We start from the raw sequence: 18002 nt of genomic DNA, 5'->3' as shown, positions 1-18002 counted from the left end.
CCGATGACCGTAATCCGCTCTGCAGCAGTCCAACTCAGTCCGGTGCTCTACAGCCGAGAGGGCACGGTGCAAAAGGTGATCGGCAAGATCGCAGAACTGGGCGCCCAAGGCGTCCAGCTCGCGACCTTTCCCGAAGCGGTGATTCCGTACTACCCATACTTCTCGTTCGTCCAGCGCCCCTTCGAAATGCGGGCGGAACACCTGAAATTGATGGATCAGGCAGTGACCATACCGTCGCCAGAGGTCGACGCGATCGGTGCTGCGGCCCGAGAGGCAAACATGGTGGTGTCCATCGGGGTCACGGAGCGCGACGGTGCTTCCCTGTACAACACCCAGTTGTTATTCGACGCCGACGGCGCCCTACTTCAGCGGCGCCGCAAGATCTCCCCGACCTACCACGAACGGATGGTCTGGGGACAGGGCGACGGCAGCGGATTGCGAGCCGTCGACAGCGCGGTCGGGCGGATCGGGCAGTTGGCATGTTTCGAGCACTTCAACCCACTGGCGCGCTACGCCCTGATCGCCGACGGCGAGCAGATTCACTCGAGCATGTTCCCCGGCTCATTTGCCGGCGACCAGTTCGCGCAGCAGACCGAGATCAGCGTGCGCAACCATGCCCTGGAATCTGGCGCGTTCGTTCTGAACGCCACCGGCTGGCTCGACGCTGACCAGCAGGCGCAGATCATGGCCGATACAGGTAGTCCGATCGGGCCGATCTCGGGTGGGCATTTCACCGCGATCATCACGCCCCAAGGCGAGTTTTTGGGAGAGCCAATCCGTTCCGGCGAGGGCGAGGTCGTCGCCGATCTCGACTTGTCGCTGATCAACACCCGCAAGGTGCTGATGGATGCCGCAGGGCACTACAGCCGGCCTGAACTGCTCAGCCTGGCCCTGGATCGCACGCCCCGCCCGCAGGTGCATGAGCAGGCCCTGAATCTCGATCATGAAAGGGCGCAACATGCCTACAACTGAAGTCCACTTCGACGGCGTGCGCGTGCGCTATGGCAGTGCCAAGAACTACGACGAGCTGGTCGCGGCGCTGTTGGCCGATATCGGCGAAAAGCCGGTCCCGATCGACGATTACGGAAAGTCGTTCGACAGCTGGGAGTCCTATGAACGGGAAGTCCAATCCCAGGTTGGGCCCAGCGGATTCATGTTGTTCGGCCTGTTCAATCACGGGGGCTGGATTACCAAGGCCGGCATCGACCGCAAGGCGCTACGCGTCGTGCTCGGGAATCCGCTGATCGCGATCACGATGCTGAGACACGACGTGAGCGCGGGACTGTTCGCCCCGGTCGAACTCTTGGTTCTCGACGAGCCCCAGGGCAGTAGCCTCACCTACGTCAAGCCGTCGTCGCTGATGGTGATCGAACCCAATCCGGAATTGCTCAGCGCCGCAGTCAAACTCGACGATAAGCTGGCAGCGCTGGCCGCCAAGGTAACCAGCAGCTAGGCAGCATCGAGCGTGTCAGCCACATGCGTCTAGTGCGTCCGCGAGTCGGTCGAGCAGGCGCGTCATCAAGATTTGGTCCTTGGCGTCGAAGCACGCGAACAATTCGCTAGCAGCGGCGACGTAGTCGTCGAGCCAGCGTTTCGCTTGCTCTCCCCGGCGGTGGTCGTGGTGAGGCGTATCGCTCGTCGGTCGTTCTCGTCGGTACCGCGTTCGATCAACCCGTCTCGAACCGGAACCTCGATCAGGGCTGACGCGGTGCCCTGCGTGATCCCAACGGCCCGCGGCACCGCCGCGTCGGCTCCGCCCCCTTAGATCACAGCCAGCCGGTGCGCGCCGCGGCGACCGGCTCGGCGGGGGCCGGCGCCAGCTCACCGCTGCGCACGCCGTCGAGCATCCGTTTCACCGTGGCGACAATCTCAGGGCTGGCCGCGGCAAGCCCGGCCTTATCGGCATCGCAGACTTCTGTTGGGTCGACGCCGGCCCTGCTCAGCACGGCGTCGGGGTCGGCCAATTCGTTCGCCAACCATGACACCGGGTCGGCCGACAGTTCCGGGACGAAGTTCCGGCTGCAAGGCTCCCACTCTTTGAAGCGTGGGTGGTGGTGGGCTCGATCCAGGGTCCAGGCCGGGTTCTCCGTCGAGCCGAAAAGGTCCACCCGCCACACCGGGCGATTGAACGCGATCGGGACGCCGGCGTAAATCGATCCCCGCGGCTCGGTCCGGTCGACCAGGCGGAGTTCCAATCTGACTCCTCGCTCGGGGGTTTCCTGGCCTTCGTTCGGTGTCGGGTCGACGAAGTACAAGTCGCCGACGACAACGCCGAGGGTTTCGAATCCGAACGCTGCGAACATGGCCTGCCTTTCCGTGGGCTTACTCGAGGGTAGACCCGGGTAACGCCAGGGCTTTAGGCTCGCAAGCAGCCGATTGTCAGGGAGCGTGGGCACATGGGGGTGCTGGTCCGGGACTGGACGCATTGGGCGTTGGGTTATGCGCCGTCGCGCGCCGCGCTCAGCCTGCTGCGGCGCGGTGATCCGCTGGCAAAGCTGTTGACCATCGACACCCATCCCGTCGACGACATCTATCCGCTCATCGAGCAGGTTCGTCAGCGCGGTCAAATGTCGCCGATACCCAAAATGCGTGCGTGGGTCACCGCCGACGCGCAGATCATGCGCGAGGTGCTGCGCGACGGGCGGTTCAGGACGCTCAAACCTCGGGATCGGTCGGCTTTTCGTGTTGTTCGCTGGATCCTGGCTAAAACCAATCCTGGAATACCGAATCCGATCGAACCGCCGGCGATGTTGGTCAGCGATCCGCCAGAGCACACCCGGCTTCGTCGTCCGGTTTCCCGCGCGTTCACCCCGCGAGCGCTCGACGGGCTTCGTGCCCGCGTTCATGACGTAGCCGACGAACTGGCCCGCGGCTTAGAGGTGCGATCATCCTGCGACTTGGTCGAGCAGTACTGCTCGCAGATTCCGCTAGCGGTCATCACCGAGATGCTCGGCATGCCGCCCGAGGAGATGTCCTACCTCGAGCACGTCGCCGACACGACAACGCGACTGATTGGCTCCATCGCCCCATCGTGGAAGGACTTTCATGCCGCCACAGTCGTTTTGGGTGAATTCGACCGGTACCTTGCCGCTCATGTCGACCGGCTCAGAAAGGACAGCGTCGGCGACAGCATCCTGTCCGATGTGGTGCACAGCGGCGACTTGACCGACGCCGAACTCCGGATGCTCGCAGGGTTTCTGCTCGGCGCAGGTTTTGTCACTACGAGCCACGTCATGAGCAAGGCCGTCGTGGCGCTGGTCCGTCATCCCGATCAGGCGGCCACGCTGCGTGCACATCCAGAACTGTGGCCGGGCGCGGTCGAGGAGATTCTGCGTTACGACACGGCGGGTCAAATAGTGCCGCGTATCGCTACCGAAGACATCGACTTTCATGGATATTCGCTCCGCGCGAACGAACCGCTTTTTCTGCTGGCAGGCGGAGCCAACCGCGATCCGGCGGTCTTCGACCGTCCTGACGTGTTCGATGTCACCCGGGTCAATGCTCGTGAGCATCTCAGTTTCAGCACCGGCATTCATGTCTGTCTGGGCGCGACACTGGCACGCATGGAACTTCACATCGGTCTGCAGTCGTTGTTCGATCGTTTCCCGGCCTTGGCCCTCGCCGGTGAGCCGATCTTCAACGACAGCATCGGATTACACGGACTCAAGCACCTGCCGGTCTCACTGGGAGCGGCTCAGTCCATCGTCTCGACCCATTGAGCGCGCGATGGCCCCGGCTCGAACGGATCGCTGAAATACTGCGATTCGCGGACCACCTCGCCGGCATCGAATTCCATGATGCTCACCACGTATGACGGTTGCCCGTCATACGTCATCACGAGTTCGCTGACCCACAGGTCGCCACCACCAAGCATGCGTCGCACCGTGAAACGCTTTAGGTTCGGCTGGGCGGCACGCGACGCCTGGATGTTGGCTCGGCCTCGGATGCGCTCGCCCGATTGCGGATACTCGAGAACCGCATCGGCTCGGTAGATCTGGTGCTCGGCGGCAAAGTCGTTCGCGTCGGAAGCATCCCAATGGCGTTGCAGGGCGGCCCGCACGTCGTCATCGCTCATGGCTATGCCTCCTGCACCGCTTGCTCGCGGGCCCACCGGTAGTCGGCCTTGCCGGCCGGACTGCGTTCAATGGCGGCGCGGAACACAATCGCCTTTGGCAGCTTGTAACGCGCCAATGTCTGTGCAGCATGGTCGATTAACTCAGCGGCTTCTGCACGCCCACTGTCGGCGAGCGCAACGACGGCGACGACTTCCTGGCCCCATCGTTCGCTGGGTCGTCCGGTGACGACCACGTCGGTGACCGCGGGATGCGACGCGATTGCCGTCTCGACCTCCTCGACAAAAATCTTCTCGCCGCCGGAGTTGATCGTCACCGAATCGCGGCCAAGCAGTTCGACGCAGCCGTCGGTGCGATGGCGTGCCCGGTCGCCCGGCACCGCATAGCGCACACCGTCGATCACCGGGAAGGTCGCCGCTGTCTTGGCGGCGTCGCCCTTGTATCCAAGTGGCACGTAGCCCCGTTGGGCGAGCCAGCCCATGCCGTCGTGACCCGGTTGCAGGATCGATCCGAGGTCTTCGGCGGCGACGAAGGTATCTGGTCCGGCGTTGAAGGTGCCTGTCGACACCGTTCCCGACATCGACATGTGGTGCATCTGTGCACCGGTCTCCGATGAGCCGACGCCGTCGACGACGATGGCGTTCGGCAGGACCTCGATCAGGCGTTGCTTGATGTACGGAGTCAGCAGCGCTCCACCGTTGGCCACCACGGCCAACGACGAGACGTCCGCAATGCCCTTCTCGATGGCGGCAACCAAGGGCCGCGCCATCGCGTCGCCGACCACCGTCACCGTCATCACCTTCTCGCGCTCGATGGTGCGGACCACGTCCTCGGCGTCTAAATGATCTACTACGGAAGGGAATACGACCGTTTGTCCCGTTGTGATTGCTGTCATCACACTCCACTGCGCTGCGCCGTGGATGAGCGGCGGCAGAATCATCAGCTTCGTGCCGGTGCTGCCGGCCAGCCTCGTCACGATCTCGTCGAGTGAGCTGGTGGGCTCGCCGGTCATCAGATTCCGGCCGCCGAAGGACGTCATGAAGATGTCGTGCTGGCGCCAAAGCACGCCTTTCGGCATTCCGGTTGTGCCGCCGGTGTATAGGACGTACAAATCATCGGGCGAGTGCCCGACGGCGGGCGCCGACGATTGCGAGTTGATGATGGTCTCGTAGTCCACCGCGCCGTCGAGCAACGCGTTGCCCGAATCATCGGCAATCTGAATCAAAACCCGCAGCTGCGGAAGATCCGGCAACACCTCGGCCACCCGTGGCGCGAACGCGGCGTGGTAGATCAGTGCGGTTGCGCCCGAGTCGGCGAGCAGATACTGCAACTCGCTCTTGACGTAGCGGAAGTTGACGTTGAACGGCGCGACGCGCGCGGCGAAGGCACCGAGTAGCGCCTCGACGAACTCGTTGCCGTTATAGGCGTACAGGCCGATGAGATCCTGCCCGACTTCGTGCCCGTCAAGCGCCGACCGCTCGGTGTGGCAACCTAACCCGCGCGAGTGCAGGTATGCGGCCAGGCGGTTCGACCGCTCGACGATGTCTGCGTAGCTGAAACGCTGATCGCCCTGGATGATCAGCTCGCGGTCCGGAATCGCCGCCGCGACCGCTGCGGTGACCGCGGGAACGGTGAATTCGACTGCGGTGTAGGACATCAGGCCTTTCACGGCTGGTGCGGAAGCAAGCGGACCATCAGGCCGGTGGCTTCGCTGAGTACCGCGCCATCGGCAGCCGTCATGCTAGCGGTAATGAAAACCTTCCGGCCGTCGATCTCGGTGATCGCGCCGCGAGCCTCCAGTGGCTCGTCGATCGGGGTGATCTTGCGGTAGTCGACGTGCAGGAATGCGGTGCGGGTCGGCCGGATGTCCGCGGTGGTCACCGTCATACCGAACAGCCAGTCGTACAGCAGTGGAATCATGCCGCCGTGCACGGCCCGGTTGCCGCCTACGTGAGCTTCGGTGAAGTGCCCGGCCATGGTGACGCCCTCGGCGTCGGAGTCGGTGATGGTCCACGGCGGCATCAGCGGATGGGCCAGGCCCGGGATGCTCAACACCCGGCCGGCGACGACTTCGGTTTCCGGAACCTGGTGGCCGTCCAACAGCGCGCATGCGCTTTCGAGGTGCGCGGCCGCGTCGGCCCAAAGTGCGCCGCCCGGGTTGGTGGAGACGGTCAGATCCTGCAGCCGGCGCAGCGCCTGCACGAATTGGCCCAGTTCCTCAGGTGCGTCGTCGACCGGTCTGACCTCTGGAAATCCGCCTCGGGCGGCGGGCGCGGTGTCGGTCACGAAGTCCCCTTGTCAAGCTGGCCCCAGGTGTGGAGCAGATCGTCGGTGCTGGTGATCGTCGCCAACAATGACAGTGTGTTGTCGATGATTGCATTGCCATACTCGGTCGGGATTCCGGCGACGGCGTCGCGCGGCACGATGACGCGATAGGCGGCGTTGACCGCGTCCATCACCACGTTGGGGATCGCGATGTTCAGCGACACCCCAACCACCACAATGGTGGACACCCCGAGGTTGCGCAGCACTGAGTCCAGATCGGTTCCGCCCATCGGGCCCACGCCGTGCCACCTGCTGAGGACGAGATCGTCTGGCTCAGGACCTAATTCGGGCAGCACGGCCGCTCCGGGCGTGCCGGGGAGAATGTTCACCTCGCCGCGCCCGATGCTGAAGATCTTGGCGTTGTGGTTGGAGCCGAGCCCGTCGGGCCGTCGCTGCACCACGCAGTGCACTACCCGCACGCCTGCCGCCCGAGCCGCCGGCAGCAACCTGGTGATATTCGGCACTGCTACGCGGCGTGCCTCCTCGGCAAGTAGCGCCAGCCCAGCGTTGGGGCCGATGACGGCACCCTGGCACTCCTGGGTGACGATCGCGGTGTGGCCGGGAGCCGCGAGTTCCGCCAGGTCGATCACGCCGGCACTTCGTAAAACTGAGTCGCCCACTTACGCAGCGCCATATAACCTTTCGCATCTTCTCTGGACAGCGCGGGATTCGCTACATACTTCTGATAGCGCCAGATTTGTAGATCGTCGAAGACCGTTGACAGGAAATGCTTTTCGATGGTTTCGCGCAGCTCCCCGTGTGGCACGTCGGCGGAGTCACCGGGTATCCGTGGCCACCAGATCGAATAGAACAGGTCGGAGCATTCGTCGTCGACCGGAGTGCAGGTGAAAATCAGCCTATGGTTCTGGGCGCCCTCGAAGACACTGATCGCGCCGCCCAATCCGAACAAGTGGCTGTGAAACCGCAATGCCAGATCCTCGGGATCATCGCTGTGTGCGTCCGGCCAACCCGCAACGAATTGCCATTCGTGGTCCACGATCTTCCAGTCCAGCAACCGCGGCGTCACGGTGGCGTGGTGCACATACTCGAAATGTGCACTGTCGGGCGCGTTCTCGGCGACGATTTGCGGATGCACCGGCTCGCGCTCGGCTCGGCGAGAGAACTCCGGATACGCGCGGTAGTAGGCAGCCGAGTCGGTCTCGAATTGCGGGAACTTGCCGAAAATGTCCGGCATCTCCCATTGCGGTTCCTTGCCGTGGGGCTGATGCCAGATGAACACGCAGCCGTACTGCTCCCGGACCGGATACACGCGCAGCCGCAGCACTTTGTTGGGCCGGTCCGGCTGATAGGGGATGTAGCGATTGGTGCCGTCCGGTCCCCAGCGCCAGCCGTGGAACGGGCATTGAACGCAGTCCCCGACCACCGTCCCGCCGTGGCCGATGTGGGCGCCGAGGTGCTTGCAGTGAGCTTCCATGACATGGAGCTCGCCGTCCTCGTCGCGGTAGGCGACTAAATCCTCGCCGAAATAGTGCAGCGGCCGCACCTCGCCGATCGGAAATTCCGGCGACCAGCCGACCATGAACCAGCCGGTGACTTTCCAGGTGAACGGTACTTTCACACCGGCGCCTCCCACCCTCATCGCAGCGATACTAAATACGTTACAGTATTGACTTCAGGTCGAGGAGGCGTTGCAAGGTGGCTGACGAGCTCGAAGCGATCCGGCAGTTGAAGGCCCGCTATTGCCGTTTTCTCGACGCCAAAGATGCCGAGGGATGGCGCAGCGTGTTCACCACCGACGTGGTGGTTCTACTGGACATGGCGGTCTCCACCGGGGGAGCCGACCCGATGACAGGCCCGCCCGTCGAAGGCGTCGACAACTTCGTGCCGATGGTGTTGGGCAGCCTCGAGAACGCGGCCACCATGCACCATTGCCACACACCCGAGATCACCCTCACCTCCCCGGTGACCGCCACTGGCATCTGGGCGATGGAGGACTGGATCATCTTCGGCAACGGCAATGAGTTGCACGGCGCCGGCCACTACCACGAGACATACGAGAAGCAAGATGGCACCTGGCGGATCAAAACGCTTCACCTGACCCGGACCATCCAGCAGATCACCGGTGACGGTGGCTGACACCGATCGGCGCTTCGACGCGCTGGTGATCGGTGCGGGCTTTTCCGGCCTGTATACGCTGCATCGGCTCCGCCGGCTCGGCCTGGCGGCCCGCGTGCTGGAAATGGCCGAAAACGTCGGTGGCACCTGGCTTTACAACCGCTATCCCGGTGCGCGATGTGACATCGAGAGCATCGAGTACTCGTACAGTTTCTCCGAGGAGATCCAGCAGGAGTGGGTGTGGACGGAGACAATGCCGGCCCAGCCCGAGGTGGAGTCCTACCTGAACTACGTTGCCGACCGGCTCGACCTTCGTCGTGACATTCAGTTCGGCACCAAGGTCGTCGCGATGACCTTCGACGAACGGGCCGCGGCCTGGACCGTGCGCACCGACACCGGTGAATCTCTCACGGCCCCGTTTGTGATCGCAGCCTCCGGCATCTTGTCGGCGCCGCTGGAACCCGACATCCCCGGGATGGCCGACTTCGCCGGTACGTCGTTGTTCACCGCGCGCTGGCCGGAAGACGGCTTCGATTTCGCCGGTAAGCGAGTCGGCGTGATCGGTACCGGCTCGACCGGCGTCCAGCTCATCCCAGTGGTCGCGCGGGAAGCCCAGCAGCTCTGCGTGTTTCAGCGATCGCCTGCCTACACCCTGCCGTGGAAGGTGCGACGCTTCGAGCCCGGCGAGCTGGATGACATGAAAGCCAACTACGACGAAATCCGCGCGGCCCAGCGAGCACACCCAGTCGGCGCAGCGCGGCTGAGCGCCTTCTCGGTGCTGCTCGACATGCTCACCCGACCGCCGTTGAAGTCGGCGTCGCGTGAGGACCAATTGCGTGCCATCGACGAGAACGGCGTCATGGGTGCGCTCAATTGGGGCGACATCTTCTTCGACATCGAGGCCAACCGGATGGCCACCCGCTTGTACGGCGAGGCTATCGCCCGGATTGTCAAAGATCCCGAGACGGCCGCGTCGTTAGTGCCCGACCATCCCTTTGCCTGCAAGCGACCGATCATCGACCAGGGCTACTACGAGACCTTCAACCGCGACAACGTGACACTGGTGGATCTGCGCAAGGCGCCGATCCGCGGAGTGACGCCCGCCGGTATCGGTACCGCGCAAGCCTCTTTCGACCTCGATGTGATCATCTATGCCACCGGATTCGACGCCATGACTGGCGCACTGAGCCGCATCGACATCAAGGGCCGCGACGGTGCGTCGCTGGCCGAATTCTGGGCCGGCCAGGGCCCGCTGTCCTATCTGGGACTGGCGGTGGCCGGCTTCCCGAATCTGTTCACGATCCAAGGTCCGGGCAGCCCCAGCGCGGCGACCAACTTTGTCGCCGCGCTCGAGCAGCACGTGGAGTGGATCGGCGACTGCATCGACTACCTGCGCACCAACGGCATCCGCACCATCGAGGCATCGGCCACAGCGCAACAGGACTGGATCGACCACGCCACCTCGCTGGTCGCAGCGACAGTTCTCGTCCACCCGTCATGCAACTCCTGGTACAACGGTGGCAACGTGCCAGGCAAGAAACGGATGTACATGGGTTATACCGGCGGAATCCCTGAATACCGGCGTCGCTGCGATGAAATCGCGGCCGCCGGATACACCGGCTTCACACTGGATTAGCTTGTCCACGATGAGCGGCATGTCGTTGGCAACCCGCGGGCTCGGCTTATCGTTGACCGCCGCCCGTGAGCTGGGACTGTTACTTCCGCGGACGGTTTCCGGCCTCAACGAGTCGACCGGATGGACTCCGGGGTCGCTGCGCGGAATGCGTCAGTTCGGTGAGGTGATGCTGGATGAGCTTGCACTGTCTGGGTTTTCGCTGCTGGGCGGAACGGCGAAAGCGATCCGGTCGCCGGATGCATGTGTTGCGGCGGCCGAGGAGTTGTCGGCACTGGGCATCGATCATGCACACGCCAGGCCAGAACCGTTGCAGGCGAAGGCGATACAACGCAAGCGTATTGCGGGGCTGGCGTACGAACGGCTGACATTCGAGCACGATCCGGCGCTCCCGAAGACGCTGGCCGCCGAGGGTCTCGGCGGTCCGGCGAACGCTGTGGTGCACCTGTGCCGGCACACCGACGGTCCCCGACCGTGGCTGATCTGGGCGCACGGCGCCGGTCAGGGCGGCGCCGAAGACTTGCTGCTGACCCGGATCGGGCGGATCCATCACCGGTTGGGGTTCAACGTCGCGCTGCCGGTGCAGCCCGGCCACGGCTGCCGTCGGCGCGAGTGGCCGGCTTACCCGGACATGGACCCGCTCGGCAACGTCGCCGGCATGATGCGCGCGGTGTCAGAGGTCCGAGCTGTCGTCGAATGGGCCCGGCCGCAAGCCAGCGCCGTTGTGGTGTCCGGGATTTCGATGGGCACCCCGGTGGCCGCCCTGGTGTCCCACCTGCAGCGGGACATCGATGCGGTCGGGCTTTACACACCCATCCTCGGGTTGAACGCCATGATTGCGCGACACCTGGGACGTTGGGGCACGTCGAGGGAGGTATTCCGGGAGTTGCTGGCATCCCCGGTGGTCTCGCAGCTGACCTCGGTCATCGATCCGCTGGCCGTCGACCCCGCGCCTCCGCCGCATCGGCGGCTCATCGTTGGTGCGTGGCACGACCGGATGGCGATGCGCGAGCCGACGACCGCGCTGCAGGATCGGTGGGGCGGCCAACTGTACTGGTATGACGGTAGCCACGTCGGTCACATATTCTCCCGGCGCGTGCAGCGGGTCACCGAGCAATTCCTGCGTGAAGTTGTCGCCGATGAGGGAGTTTCGCCGTGACCGAACGGACACTCGACGAACTGGGGTACTACCTGCTGGCCGGAGCCGGTGGTGAAGGCCCGGCGACTTTGATGGATGAGGCGCGCCGCGGCGAGGAGTTGGGCTTCGGCACCGGGTTCATCTCTGAGCGCTGGAACGTCAAGGAGGCATCGTCGCTGGTTGGGGCGGCATGCGCGGTGACCAGCCGGATGCAGATCGCCACCGCCGCAACCAATCACAACACCCGCCATCCGCTGATCACCGGATCCTGGGCGACGACGATGCACCGACTGTCCGGTGGTCGCTTCACCCTTGGTGTGGGCCGCGGTATCGCCGCGATCTACGGGGCATTCGGCATCCCGGCGGTGACGACCGCGCAGATGGAGGATTGGGCTCAGGTCATGCGCCGGTTGTGGCACGGTGAGGTGATCTTCAACCATGACGGGCCGATGGGTAAATACCCTGTCCTTTTTCTCGACCCGGACTTCAAGGAGGACATCCGGCTCGCCCTGGTGGCGTTCGGGCCCAACACACTTGCGTTGGGCGGCCGGGTTTTCGATGACGTCATCCTGCACACCTACTTCACGCCGGAGACGCTGCAGCGCTGCGTCACAACCGTGAAGTCCGCTGCCGAGAAGGCCGGCCGCGATCCCGACAGCGTACGGGTTTGGTCCTGTTTCGCCACGGTCGGTGACCACCTTCCCGAACCGTTGCGGTTGAAGAAAACCGTCGCGCGTCTTGCCACCTATCTTCAGGGGTACGGTGACCTGATGGTGCAAACCAACGATTGGGAGCCCGCTGTGCTGCAACGGTTTCGGGCCGACCCGGTGGTGACGTCGATCGCCGGCGGGATCGACCACAAAGCCACACCCGACCAGATCGAACACATCGCGACGCTGATTCCCGACGAGTGGCTGGAGCCGTCGGCGACCGGGTCGGCTGCACAGTGCGTGGACCGGATCTGTAAAGAATTCGACTATGGGGCCGACGCGCTGATCATGCATGGTGCTACGCCCGACGAGCTCGAACCGATCGTAACGGCTTACCGCGCGACCAGATAGGAAAGTCATGTCGAAATATCTGCAGGACAAAGTCATCATCGTGACGGGCGCCGCCAGCGGCTTCGGCAAGTTGATTTCGGAGAAGTGTGCCGCCGGTGGCGCCAAGGTGGTCGGCGTAGACGTCAGCGTCGAAGCCCTCAACGAGGTATTCGAAGGCATCCGGGCCGCCGGTCACCAAGGAACCACCCATGTCGCGGACGTCACCGACATGGCTCAGGTGCAGGCGGCGGGTCGGCATGCGGTCGACACCTACGGTCGCATCGACGTGATCGTGAACAACGCGGGTGTCATGCCGCTGGCGTTCTTCGCCGATCACCAACGCGCATGGGAGAAGTGGCACAAGGCGATTGACATCAACATCAAGGGCGTGGTGAACGGCATCTCAGCCGTCTACGACACGATGATCAAGCAGGGCCGGGGTCAGGTCGTCAACATCTCGTCCATCTACGGCAATGCCGGGACCGAAGGTTCCGGCGTCTACAGCGCGACCAAGGCCGCCGTCACTGTGCTTTCGGATTCTTTGCGGGTGGAGGCCCAAGGCAGGATCAAGGTGACCACGGTCAAGCCGACCGGTGTTCTTGGCACCAATCTCGCCGCCGGGGTCGTCAACGAGGCGGCGGCCATCGGCATCGTGGGGCAGAGGGGCGCCCAGTTCTTCGAAAATGCCGGCAACCTGCAGACTGGAGCGCTGCGACCCGAACAGATGGACGTGGACTCCGTGGAGTACTGGCTGATCACTCCCGATGACCTGGCCAACGCCGTGGTACATGTCATCGACCAGCCGTGGGGAATCAACATCAGCGACGTGACGGTGCGGGCGAGCGGCGAGAATTACATCTGCTGACCCTCAGGGCATGATGACGGTCCGGCTCACCGGTTCGGCAGCGGCCTGCCGACTCGACAGGCCCCGCCTTAGCGATGTCATGAGTGCGTCGCGCGTCTCACGGGGATCGATCAGTTCGTCGAAACCCATGTGCTCCGCGGAACGGTAGGACGCCTGCAACTCGGCGTCGCGCAGTTTGGCGGTGAGATCCTCGCCGGCGTGCGACGCCTTGCTCAACGCTGCCGCGCTCATCGCGCCCATCGTCGCGCCCGGATAGGCGAAAGTCGCACCCTGGCCGTCAAAACTCAACAGCGACATGACCATTGAGCCGAATCCGTATGCCTTGCGCAGCGTGACATGCAGCTTCACTGTGCTGGCCGCAGTCTGCGCGGCGAACATGCGTGCCCCGGCGCGCAACACGCCGCTGCGCTCAGACCGGCTGCCGGGCAACATGCCCGGGTTATCGGCAAGAAACACGATCGGCAGATGGAACGAGTCGGCGACCATGATGAAATGTGCCGCCTTGTCCGCGGCGTCGGCGTCGATGGAGCCGGCGAGCACCTGGGGCTGGTTGGCCACCACCGCAACCGGATGGCCGCCGAGATGGGCCAGCGCGCAAATGATTGCCCTGCCGAATCGCGGCTGGACCTCGAACCAGTCCGGCCGGTCGAAGATCACGTCGAGCACCGAGCGCATGTCATAGACGCGGCGGTTGTCGCGCGAGACGATCTCGATCAAATCCGGTGTCGGCCGCGGCTGCGTCGTCTCATCGTCGGACAGCGCCGACGGATACGACCATGCGCTGGAAGGGAAGTACGACAGATACCGACGGACGTCGTCGAGCACGCTCTCGTCGTCCACGGCCACGTTATGGATCACACCGCTGGGCAACGCCACGCCGGGTCCACCGAGGTCCTCTTTCGAGATGTCTTCTCCGGTGGACTCTTTGACGACGGGTGGCCCCGCGGTGAAGATGGCGCCGTGTTCGCTCATGATGCGGAAGTCGCACACCGGCGCCACCAATGCGCCGTGCCCGGCCGACGGGCCCAGCACCGCGGCGACGGTCGGCACGCGGCCCGAGCATTGCGCCTGTGCGAGAAGGTCAGTCGGGGAGCGCCCGTAGTGCCCGCCACCTGGCCGGAATCCCGCGCCTTCGAGCAGCATCACCAACGGAACCTTGTCCCGTAGCGCCAGCTCGGCAATGCGGTAGCGCTTGGAGTTTCCGCCCGGCCCAATGCTGCCGGCCAGCGTGGTGAAGTCTTCGGCGCCGAGCATCACCGGTGAGCCATTGATCAAGCCGGAGCCGACGACGATGCCATCCGCAGCGGTCTCACCGCCGACCAACGTGCCGATTTCACGAAACGTGCCCGGATCGAGTAGGTGCTCGATGCGCGCCCGCGCGTCGAGCTTGCCCTTGTCATGGTGCTTGGCCAGCCGCTCCGGTCCGCCCATCGCCAAAGTGCGCTGGCGGCGATCGTCGAGGTCGTCGAGCGTCTCCTGCCAGTCGGGGGGCTTCGTCATTGGCACGTCCTCACTCGTCGGCCGCCACCTACTGAAGTGCTTACTGTAGCGTCTGCGAGAGGGGCACGGCCAGCGGCCGTGCGACGACATGGTGAGGGGGCGTAGCGATGGGGATCCGGCTGACGGCGGACGAGGCGTGGGAAGCCGTGGAATCGGCGCATACCGGAGTTCTGACTACTCTTCGTCGCGATGGCATGCCGATTGCGCTTCCCGTGTGGTTCGCGGTCGAGGGCCGTGCGATCACGATGATGACCCCGGCCGGCACCAAGAAAATCAGCCGCGTTCGCCGTGATCCCCGGGCCTCGTTCCTGGTCGAGACAGGAGAGCAGTACCTCCAGCTACGCGGGGTCCATTTCACCGGACGAATCGAGATCGTCACCGACGCCGCGGCGAAGGCCCGGATCGAGGCCGCGGTCGATACGAAATACGCCGCCTTTCGTCCGCCCGCCGGTGCGCTGCCCGCGGCCGCTCAGGCCTACTACGCCGAGCAGGCGTTTCTGCGCTTTGTGCCCAACGACCGGATCCTGACGTGGGACAACGCCCGGCTCGCGACGCGAAAGTCGTGACGAAGCGGCTGTGCCGCAGGGCTTTTGCCAACGGGATGGCGGCCGACATTGACCCTACCGAATTGCTTACTGTAGCTTCACGAGTATGACGCTTGAGAGCTCCACGCAAGCGTGCGCCCTCAAGGTCGACGGTGGCGTCTTCACCGACCTTGCTCGGGTGCCCGAACTGGCGGGTGAACTCGAGCAACAGGGCTACGACGCATGCTGGACCGGCGAGATCAACCACGATCCGTTTCTGCCGCTGCTACTGGCCGCTGAACACACATCGCGACTCGAGCTGGGCACCAGCATCGCGGTGGCATTCGCGCGCAACCCGATGACGGTTGCCAACGTCGGCTGGGATCTTCAGACCTATTCGCAGGGCCGCTTCATTCTGGGCCTGGGCACCCAGGTCAAGCCGCACATCGAGAAGCGGTTCAGCATGCCCTGGAGCCATCCGGTGGCCCGGATGCGTGAGTTCGTGCTTGCGCTACAGGCGATCTGGTCGGCGTGGAAGGACGAAACCCGGCTGCGGTTTGAGGGTGAGTTCTACACCCACAAGCTGATGACGCCGATGTTCACCCCCGAGCCGCAACCTTTCGCCGCGCCCAAGATCTTCATCGCCGCCGTCGGGGAAGCGATGACCGACATGTGCGGCGAAGTCGCCGACGGCCTTCTGGCACATGCCTTCACGACACGGCGGTATTTGCACGAGGTCACCATCCCTGCGGTGCGGCGCGGGCTTGACCGCGCCGGTCGCGACAGCGGCGCGTTCCAGGTCGCGTGCCCCGTGTTCGTGGTGACCGGCGAGGACGACGCCGAAATCAGTGCCGGCGCAGCCGGTGTCCGCAAGCAGATCGCGTTTTACGGGTCGACGCCGGCGTACCGCAAAGTCCTCGAACTGCACGGCTGGGGCGACGTGGCGACCGAACTGCATCGGCTGTCGCTGCAGGGGGAGTGGGACGCGATGGCAACGCTGATCGACGACGACATCCTCAACGCCTTCGCGGTTGTGGCGACGACGGACAAACTCGCCGCCGCGCTCAAAGACCGCTGCGACGGCGTGATCGACCGGGTGATGCCGTCGTTTCCCCGAACCCTTTCAACCGACGCCGTCACCGCGGTGTTGGACGAGTTGCGTCGATGAGGAGCCGCTCATGAGCACACCGACAATGGATGACGGCGCCAAGGTCCTTGCCGACCCGCAGGCCTACACCGACGAGACGAAGTTGCATGCGGCACTGTCGCATCTGCGGGCCAACGCTCCGGTCTCCCTGGTCGAGGTGGCTAACTACCGGCCGTTCTGGGCCATCGCCAAGCACGCCGACGTCCTGGACATCGAGCGCAATAACACCCTGTTCACCAACTGGCCGCGTCCGGTCCTGACGACGACAGAAGGCGACGAGCTGCAAGCGGCCGCGGGTGTGCGCACACTGATCCATCTGGACGATCCACAACACCGCGTCGTGCGGGCGATCGGTGCGGATTGGTTCCGGCCCAAAGCGATGCGGGCACTGAAGGTTCGGGTCGACGAGTTGGCCAAGAACTACGTCGACAAGATGCTGGCGGTGGGCCCCGAGTGCGATTTCGTTCAAGAAGTGGCGGTGAATTACCCGCTCTACGTGATCATGTCGTTGCTGGGAATACCCGAGTCCGACTTCCCGCGAATGCTCAAGCTCACCCAGGAGCTGTTCGGAAGCGACGACAGCGAATTCAAGCGCGGCAGCAGCAACGAGGATCAGATTCCCGCGTTGTTCGACATGTTCCAGTACTTCAATGGCGTGACCGCTGCGCGTCGGGAACACCCGACCGAGGATCTGGCGTCGGCAATCGCCAACGCCCGCATCGAGGGTGAGCCGCTGTCGGACATCGAGACCGTGTCCTACTACCTCATCGTCGCCACTGCCGGCCATGACACCACCAGCGCGACCATCTCCGGTGGACTGCAGGCGCTGATCGAGAATCCTGACCAATTGCACCGGCTGCGCGATGATCTCGATCTGATGCCGCTGGCCACCGAGGAGATGATCCGGTGGGTCACGCCGGTCAAGGAATTCATGCGCACCGCGGCCGAAGACACCACGGTGCGCGGAGTGCCGATCGCCGCCGGCGAGTCGCTGCTGCTGTCCTACGTGTCGGCCAACCGGGATGAAGAGGTTTTCGCCGATCCGTTCCGCTTCGATGTCGGCCGCGATCCCAACAAACACCTGGCTTTCGGTTACGGTGTGCACTTCTGCCTGGGGGCGGCGCTGGCCCGCATGGAGGTCAACAGCTTCTTCTCCGAATTGCTACCGAGGCTGAAATCAATTGAAATGACTGGTAATCCAGAAACGGTGGCGACGACGTTCGTCGGCGGGCTCAAGCACCTGCCGGTCCGGTACTCGTTGCGCTGATTAGCGCGCATCGTCGTCATCATCGTGGAGAAGCTTCTCCGGGTGATGGAACGTATTAGTACCGGGGGTGACCGAGACTTGCGCCGGTCCTTACAAACTAGTAAGTTAGAACGCATGCCGCCGATATCTAGTACCGCGATTGCCGAACCTGCTGCCGTCAGAGATGTTTGTCGACGCTGGGCGAAGGCCTGGAACAACCATGACGGCAACGCTGTCGCCGCGTTGTGCTCAGAGGATTTGGTGTACGACGAACCGGCGCTCGGAGACACGGTTCACGGACGCGACGCGATCCGAGACTTTGTAGTAATGATTGATGTGTCGTTCCCTGACCACAAATTCTTCCTGGAGGGCCTGTTCGCCGACGTGGCCCGCCCTGCGGTGCTGGTCGCCTGGCGGTTTATTGGCACGCACGCC

Annotated in this window: 19 protein-coding genes; 12 read left to right on the top strand and 7 right to left on the bottom strand. The window is 64.0% G+C overall.

The window, feature by feature from the left end; genetic code table 11:
• Window positions 1-3 precede the first annotated feature (3 nt).
• Window positions 4-972 carry a carbon-nitrogen hydrolase family protein gene (locus tag WAO18_RS14535; protein ID WP_422206957.1) on the top strand — a complete coding sequence of 323 codons (969 nt, stop codon included), beginning with the start codon at window positions 4-6 and terminating at the stop codon, window positions 970-972.
• The gene (locus WAO18_RS14530) at window positions 959-1453 is read left to right on the top strand and encodes a DUF302 domain-containing protein (protein WP_422206956.1); all 495 of its coding nucleotides are present in this window, start codon (window positions 959-961) and stop codon (window positions 1451-1453) included. Before WAO18_RS14535 ends, WAO18_RS14530 begins: the two co-directional genes overlap by 14 nt.
• 313 nt (window positions 1454-1766) lie before the next feature.
• Here WAO18_RS14530 and WAO18_RS14525 read toward each other — a convergent pair whose 3' ends face one another.
• Window positions 1767-2303, bottom strand: a complete 537-nt coding sequence (locus tag WAO18_RS14525) for a hypothetical protein (protein WP_422206955.1) — start codon at window positions 2301-2303, stop codon at window positions 1767-1769.
• A gap of 93 nt (window positions 2304-2396) precedes the next feature.
• Here WAO18_RS14525 and WAO18_RS14520 point away from each other — a divergent pair, with 93 nt between their 5' ends.
• The gene (locus tag WAO18_RS14520) at window positions 2397-3719 is read left to right on the top strand and encodes a cytochrome P450 (RefSeq protein WP_422206954.1); all 1323 of its coding nucleotides are present in this window, start codon (window positions 2397-2399) and stop codon (window positions 3717-3719) included.
• On the opposite strand, the gene WAO18_RS14515 is transcribed toward WAO18_RS14520, so the two are convergent.
• From WAO18_RS14515 to WAO18_RS14495, 5 genes are read right to left on the bottom strand one after another with little or no spacing between them, the layout of a single operon-like run.
• Window positions 3695-4075 (bottom strand): nuclear transport factor 2 family protein, encoded by a 381-nt coding sequence (locus WAO18_RS14515; protein ID WP_422206953.1) that lies wholly within the window; start codon window positions 4073-4075, stop codon window positions 3695-3697. The genes WAO18_RS14520 and WAO18_RS14515 overlap by 25 nt on opposite strands.
• A gap of 2 nt (window positions 4076-4077) precedes the next feature.
• Window positions 4078-5730, bottom strand: coding sequence for an acyl-CoA synthetase (locus WAO18_RS14510; protein WP_422206952.1), 1653 nt, complete (start codon window positions 5728-5730; stop codon window positions 4078-4080).
• Between the two features lie 8 nt (window positions 5731-5738).
• A complete protein-coding gene (locus tag WAO18_RS14505; RefSeq protein ID WP_422206951.1) occupies window positions 5739-6359 on the bottom strand; it encodes a PaaI family thioesterase in 621 nt (206 codons plus the stop codon).
• Window positions 6356-6988, bottom strand: a complete 633-nt coding sequence (locus tag WAO18_RS14500; RefSeq protein ID WP_422206950.1) for a cysteine hydrolase — start codon at window positions 6986-6988, stop codon at window positions 6356-6358. Before WAO18_RS14500 ends, WAO18_RS14505 begins: the two co-directional genes overlap by 4 nt.
• Window positions 6985-7977, bottom strand: a complete 993-nt coding sequence (locus tag WAO18_RS14495) for a Rieske 2Fe-2S domain-containing protein (protein ID WP_422207011.1) — start codon at window positions 7975-7977, stop codon at window positions 6985-6987. The genes WAO18_RS14500 and WAO18_RS14495 overlap by 4 nt, the downstream gene beginning before the upstream one ends.
• Window positions 7978-8054: 77 nt before the next feature.
• Between WAO18_RS14495 and WAO18_RS14490 the strand changes: the two genes are divergently transcribed.
• Genes WAO18_RS14490 through WAO18_RS14470 form a run of 5 tightly spaced genes read left to right on the top strand, consistent with a single transcriptional unit; the run spans window position 8055 to window position 13150 of the window.
• Window positions 8055-8495: a nuclear transport factor 2 family protein gene (locus WAO18_RS14490; RefSeq protein WP_422206949.1), complete on the top strand. Its 441-nt coding sequence runs from the start codon at window positions 8055-8057 to the stop codon at window positions 8493-8495.
• Window positions 8488-10110: a flavin-containing monooxygenase gene (locus tag WAO18_RS14485; protein ID WP_422207010.1), complete on the top strand. Its 1623-nt coding sequence runs from the start codon at window positions 8488-8490 to the stop codon at window positions 10108-10110. Before WAO18_RS14490 ends, WAO18_RS14485 begins: the two co-directional genes overlap by 8 nt.
• A 19-nt stretch (window positions 10111-10129) precedes the next feature.
• Window positions 10130-11266 (top strand): PHB depolymerase family esterase, encoded by a 1137-nt coding sequence (locus WAO18_RS14480; protein WP_422207009.1) that lies wholly within the window; start codon window positions 10130-10132, stop codon window positions 11264-11266.
• Complete coding sequence (locus WAO18_RS14475) at window positions 11263-12306, top strand: TIGR03857 family LLM class F420-dependent oxidoreductase (protein ID WP_422206948.1); 1044 nt, start codon at window positions 11263-11265, stop codon at window positions 12304-12306. The genes WAO18_RS14480 and WAO18_RS14475 overlap by 4 nt, the downstream gene beginning before the upstream one ends.
• 7 nt (window positions 12307-12313) lie before the next feature.
• Complete coding sequence (locus WAO18_RS14470) at window positions 12314-13150, top strand: SDR family oxidoreductase (RefSeq protein WP_422206947.1); 837 nt, start codon at window positions 12314-12316, stop codon at window positions 13148-13150.
• 3 nt (window positions 13151-13153) lie between these two features.
• Here WAO18_RS14470 and WAO18_RS14465 read toward each other — a convergent pair whose 3' ends face one another.
• On the bottom strand, window positions 13154-14650 hold the full coding sequence (locus WAO18_RS14465; RefSeq protein ID WP_422206946.1) for an acyl-CoA carboxylase subunit beta: 1497 nt from the start codon (window positions 14648-14650) through the stop codon (window positions 13154-13156).
• A 107-nt stretch (window positions 14651-14757) separates the two neighbouring features.
• On the opposite strand from WAO18_RS14465, the gene WAO18_RS14460 reads away from it, so the two are divergent.
• The 4 genes from WAO18_RS14460 to WAO18_RS14445 form a co-directional block, all read left to right on the top strand.
• The gene (locus WAO18_RS14460; protein ID WP_422206945.1) at window positions 14758-15216 is read left to right on the top strand and encodes a pyridoxamine 5'-phosphate oxidase family protein; all 459 of its coding nucleotides are present in this window, start codon (window positions 14758-14760) and stop codon (window positions 15214-15216) included.
• An 85-nt stretch (window positions 15217-15301) separates the two neighbouring features.
• On the top strand, window positions 15302-16342 hold the full coding sequence (locus WAO18_RS14455) for an LLM class F420-dependent oxidoreductase (RefSeq protein WP_422206944.1): 1041 nt from the start codon (window positions 15302-15304) through the stop codon (window positions 16340-16342).
• Window positions 16343-16367: 25 nt separating this feature from the next.
• Window positions 16368-17588 carry a cytochrome P450 gene (locus WAO18_RS14450; protein WP_422207008.1) on the top strand — a complete coding sequence of 407 codons (1221 nt, stop codon included), beginning with the start codon at window positions 16368-16370 and terminating at the stop codon, window positions 17586-17588.
• Window positions 17589-17633: 45 nt separating this feature from the next.
• Window positions 17634-18002: SgcJ/EcaC family oxidoreductase (locus WAO18_RS14445; RefSeq protein ID WP_422207007.1), on the top strand; the 369-nt coding region annotated here is incomplete at its 3' end.

The sequence above is a fragment of the Mycobacterium sp. genome (assembly GCF_049278535.1).
Taxonomy (GTDB): Bacteria; Actinomycetota; Actinomycetes; order Mycobacteriales; family Mycobacteriaceae; genus Mycobacterium.
Note: the sequence above shows the minus strand (reverse complement) of the source record. Positions and strands in the feature narration are given on the sequence as shown.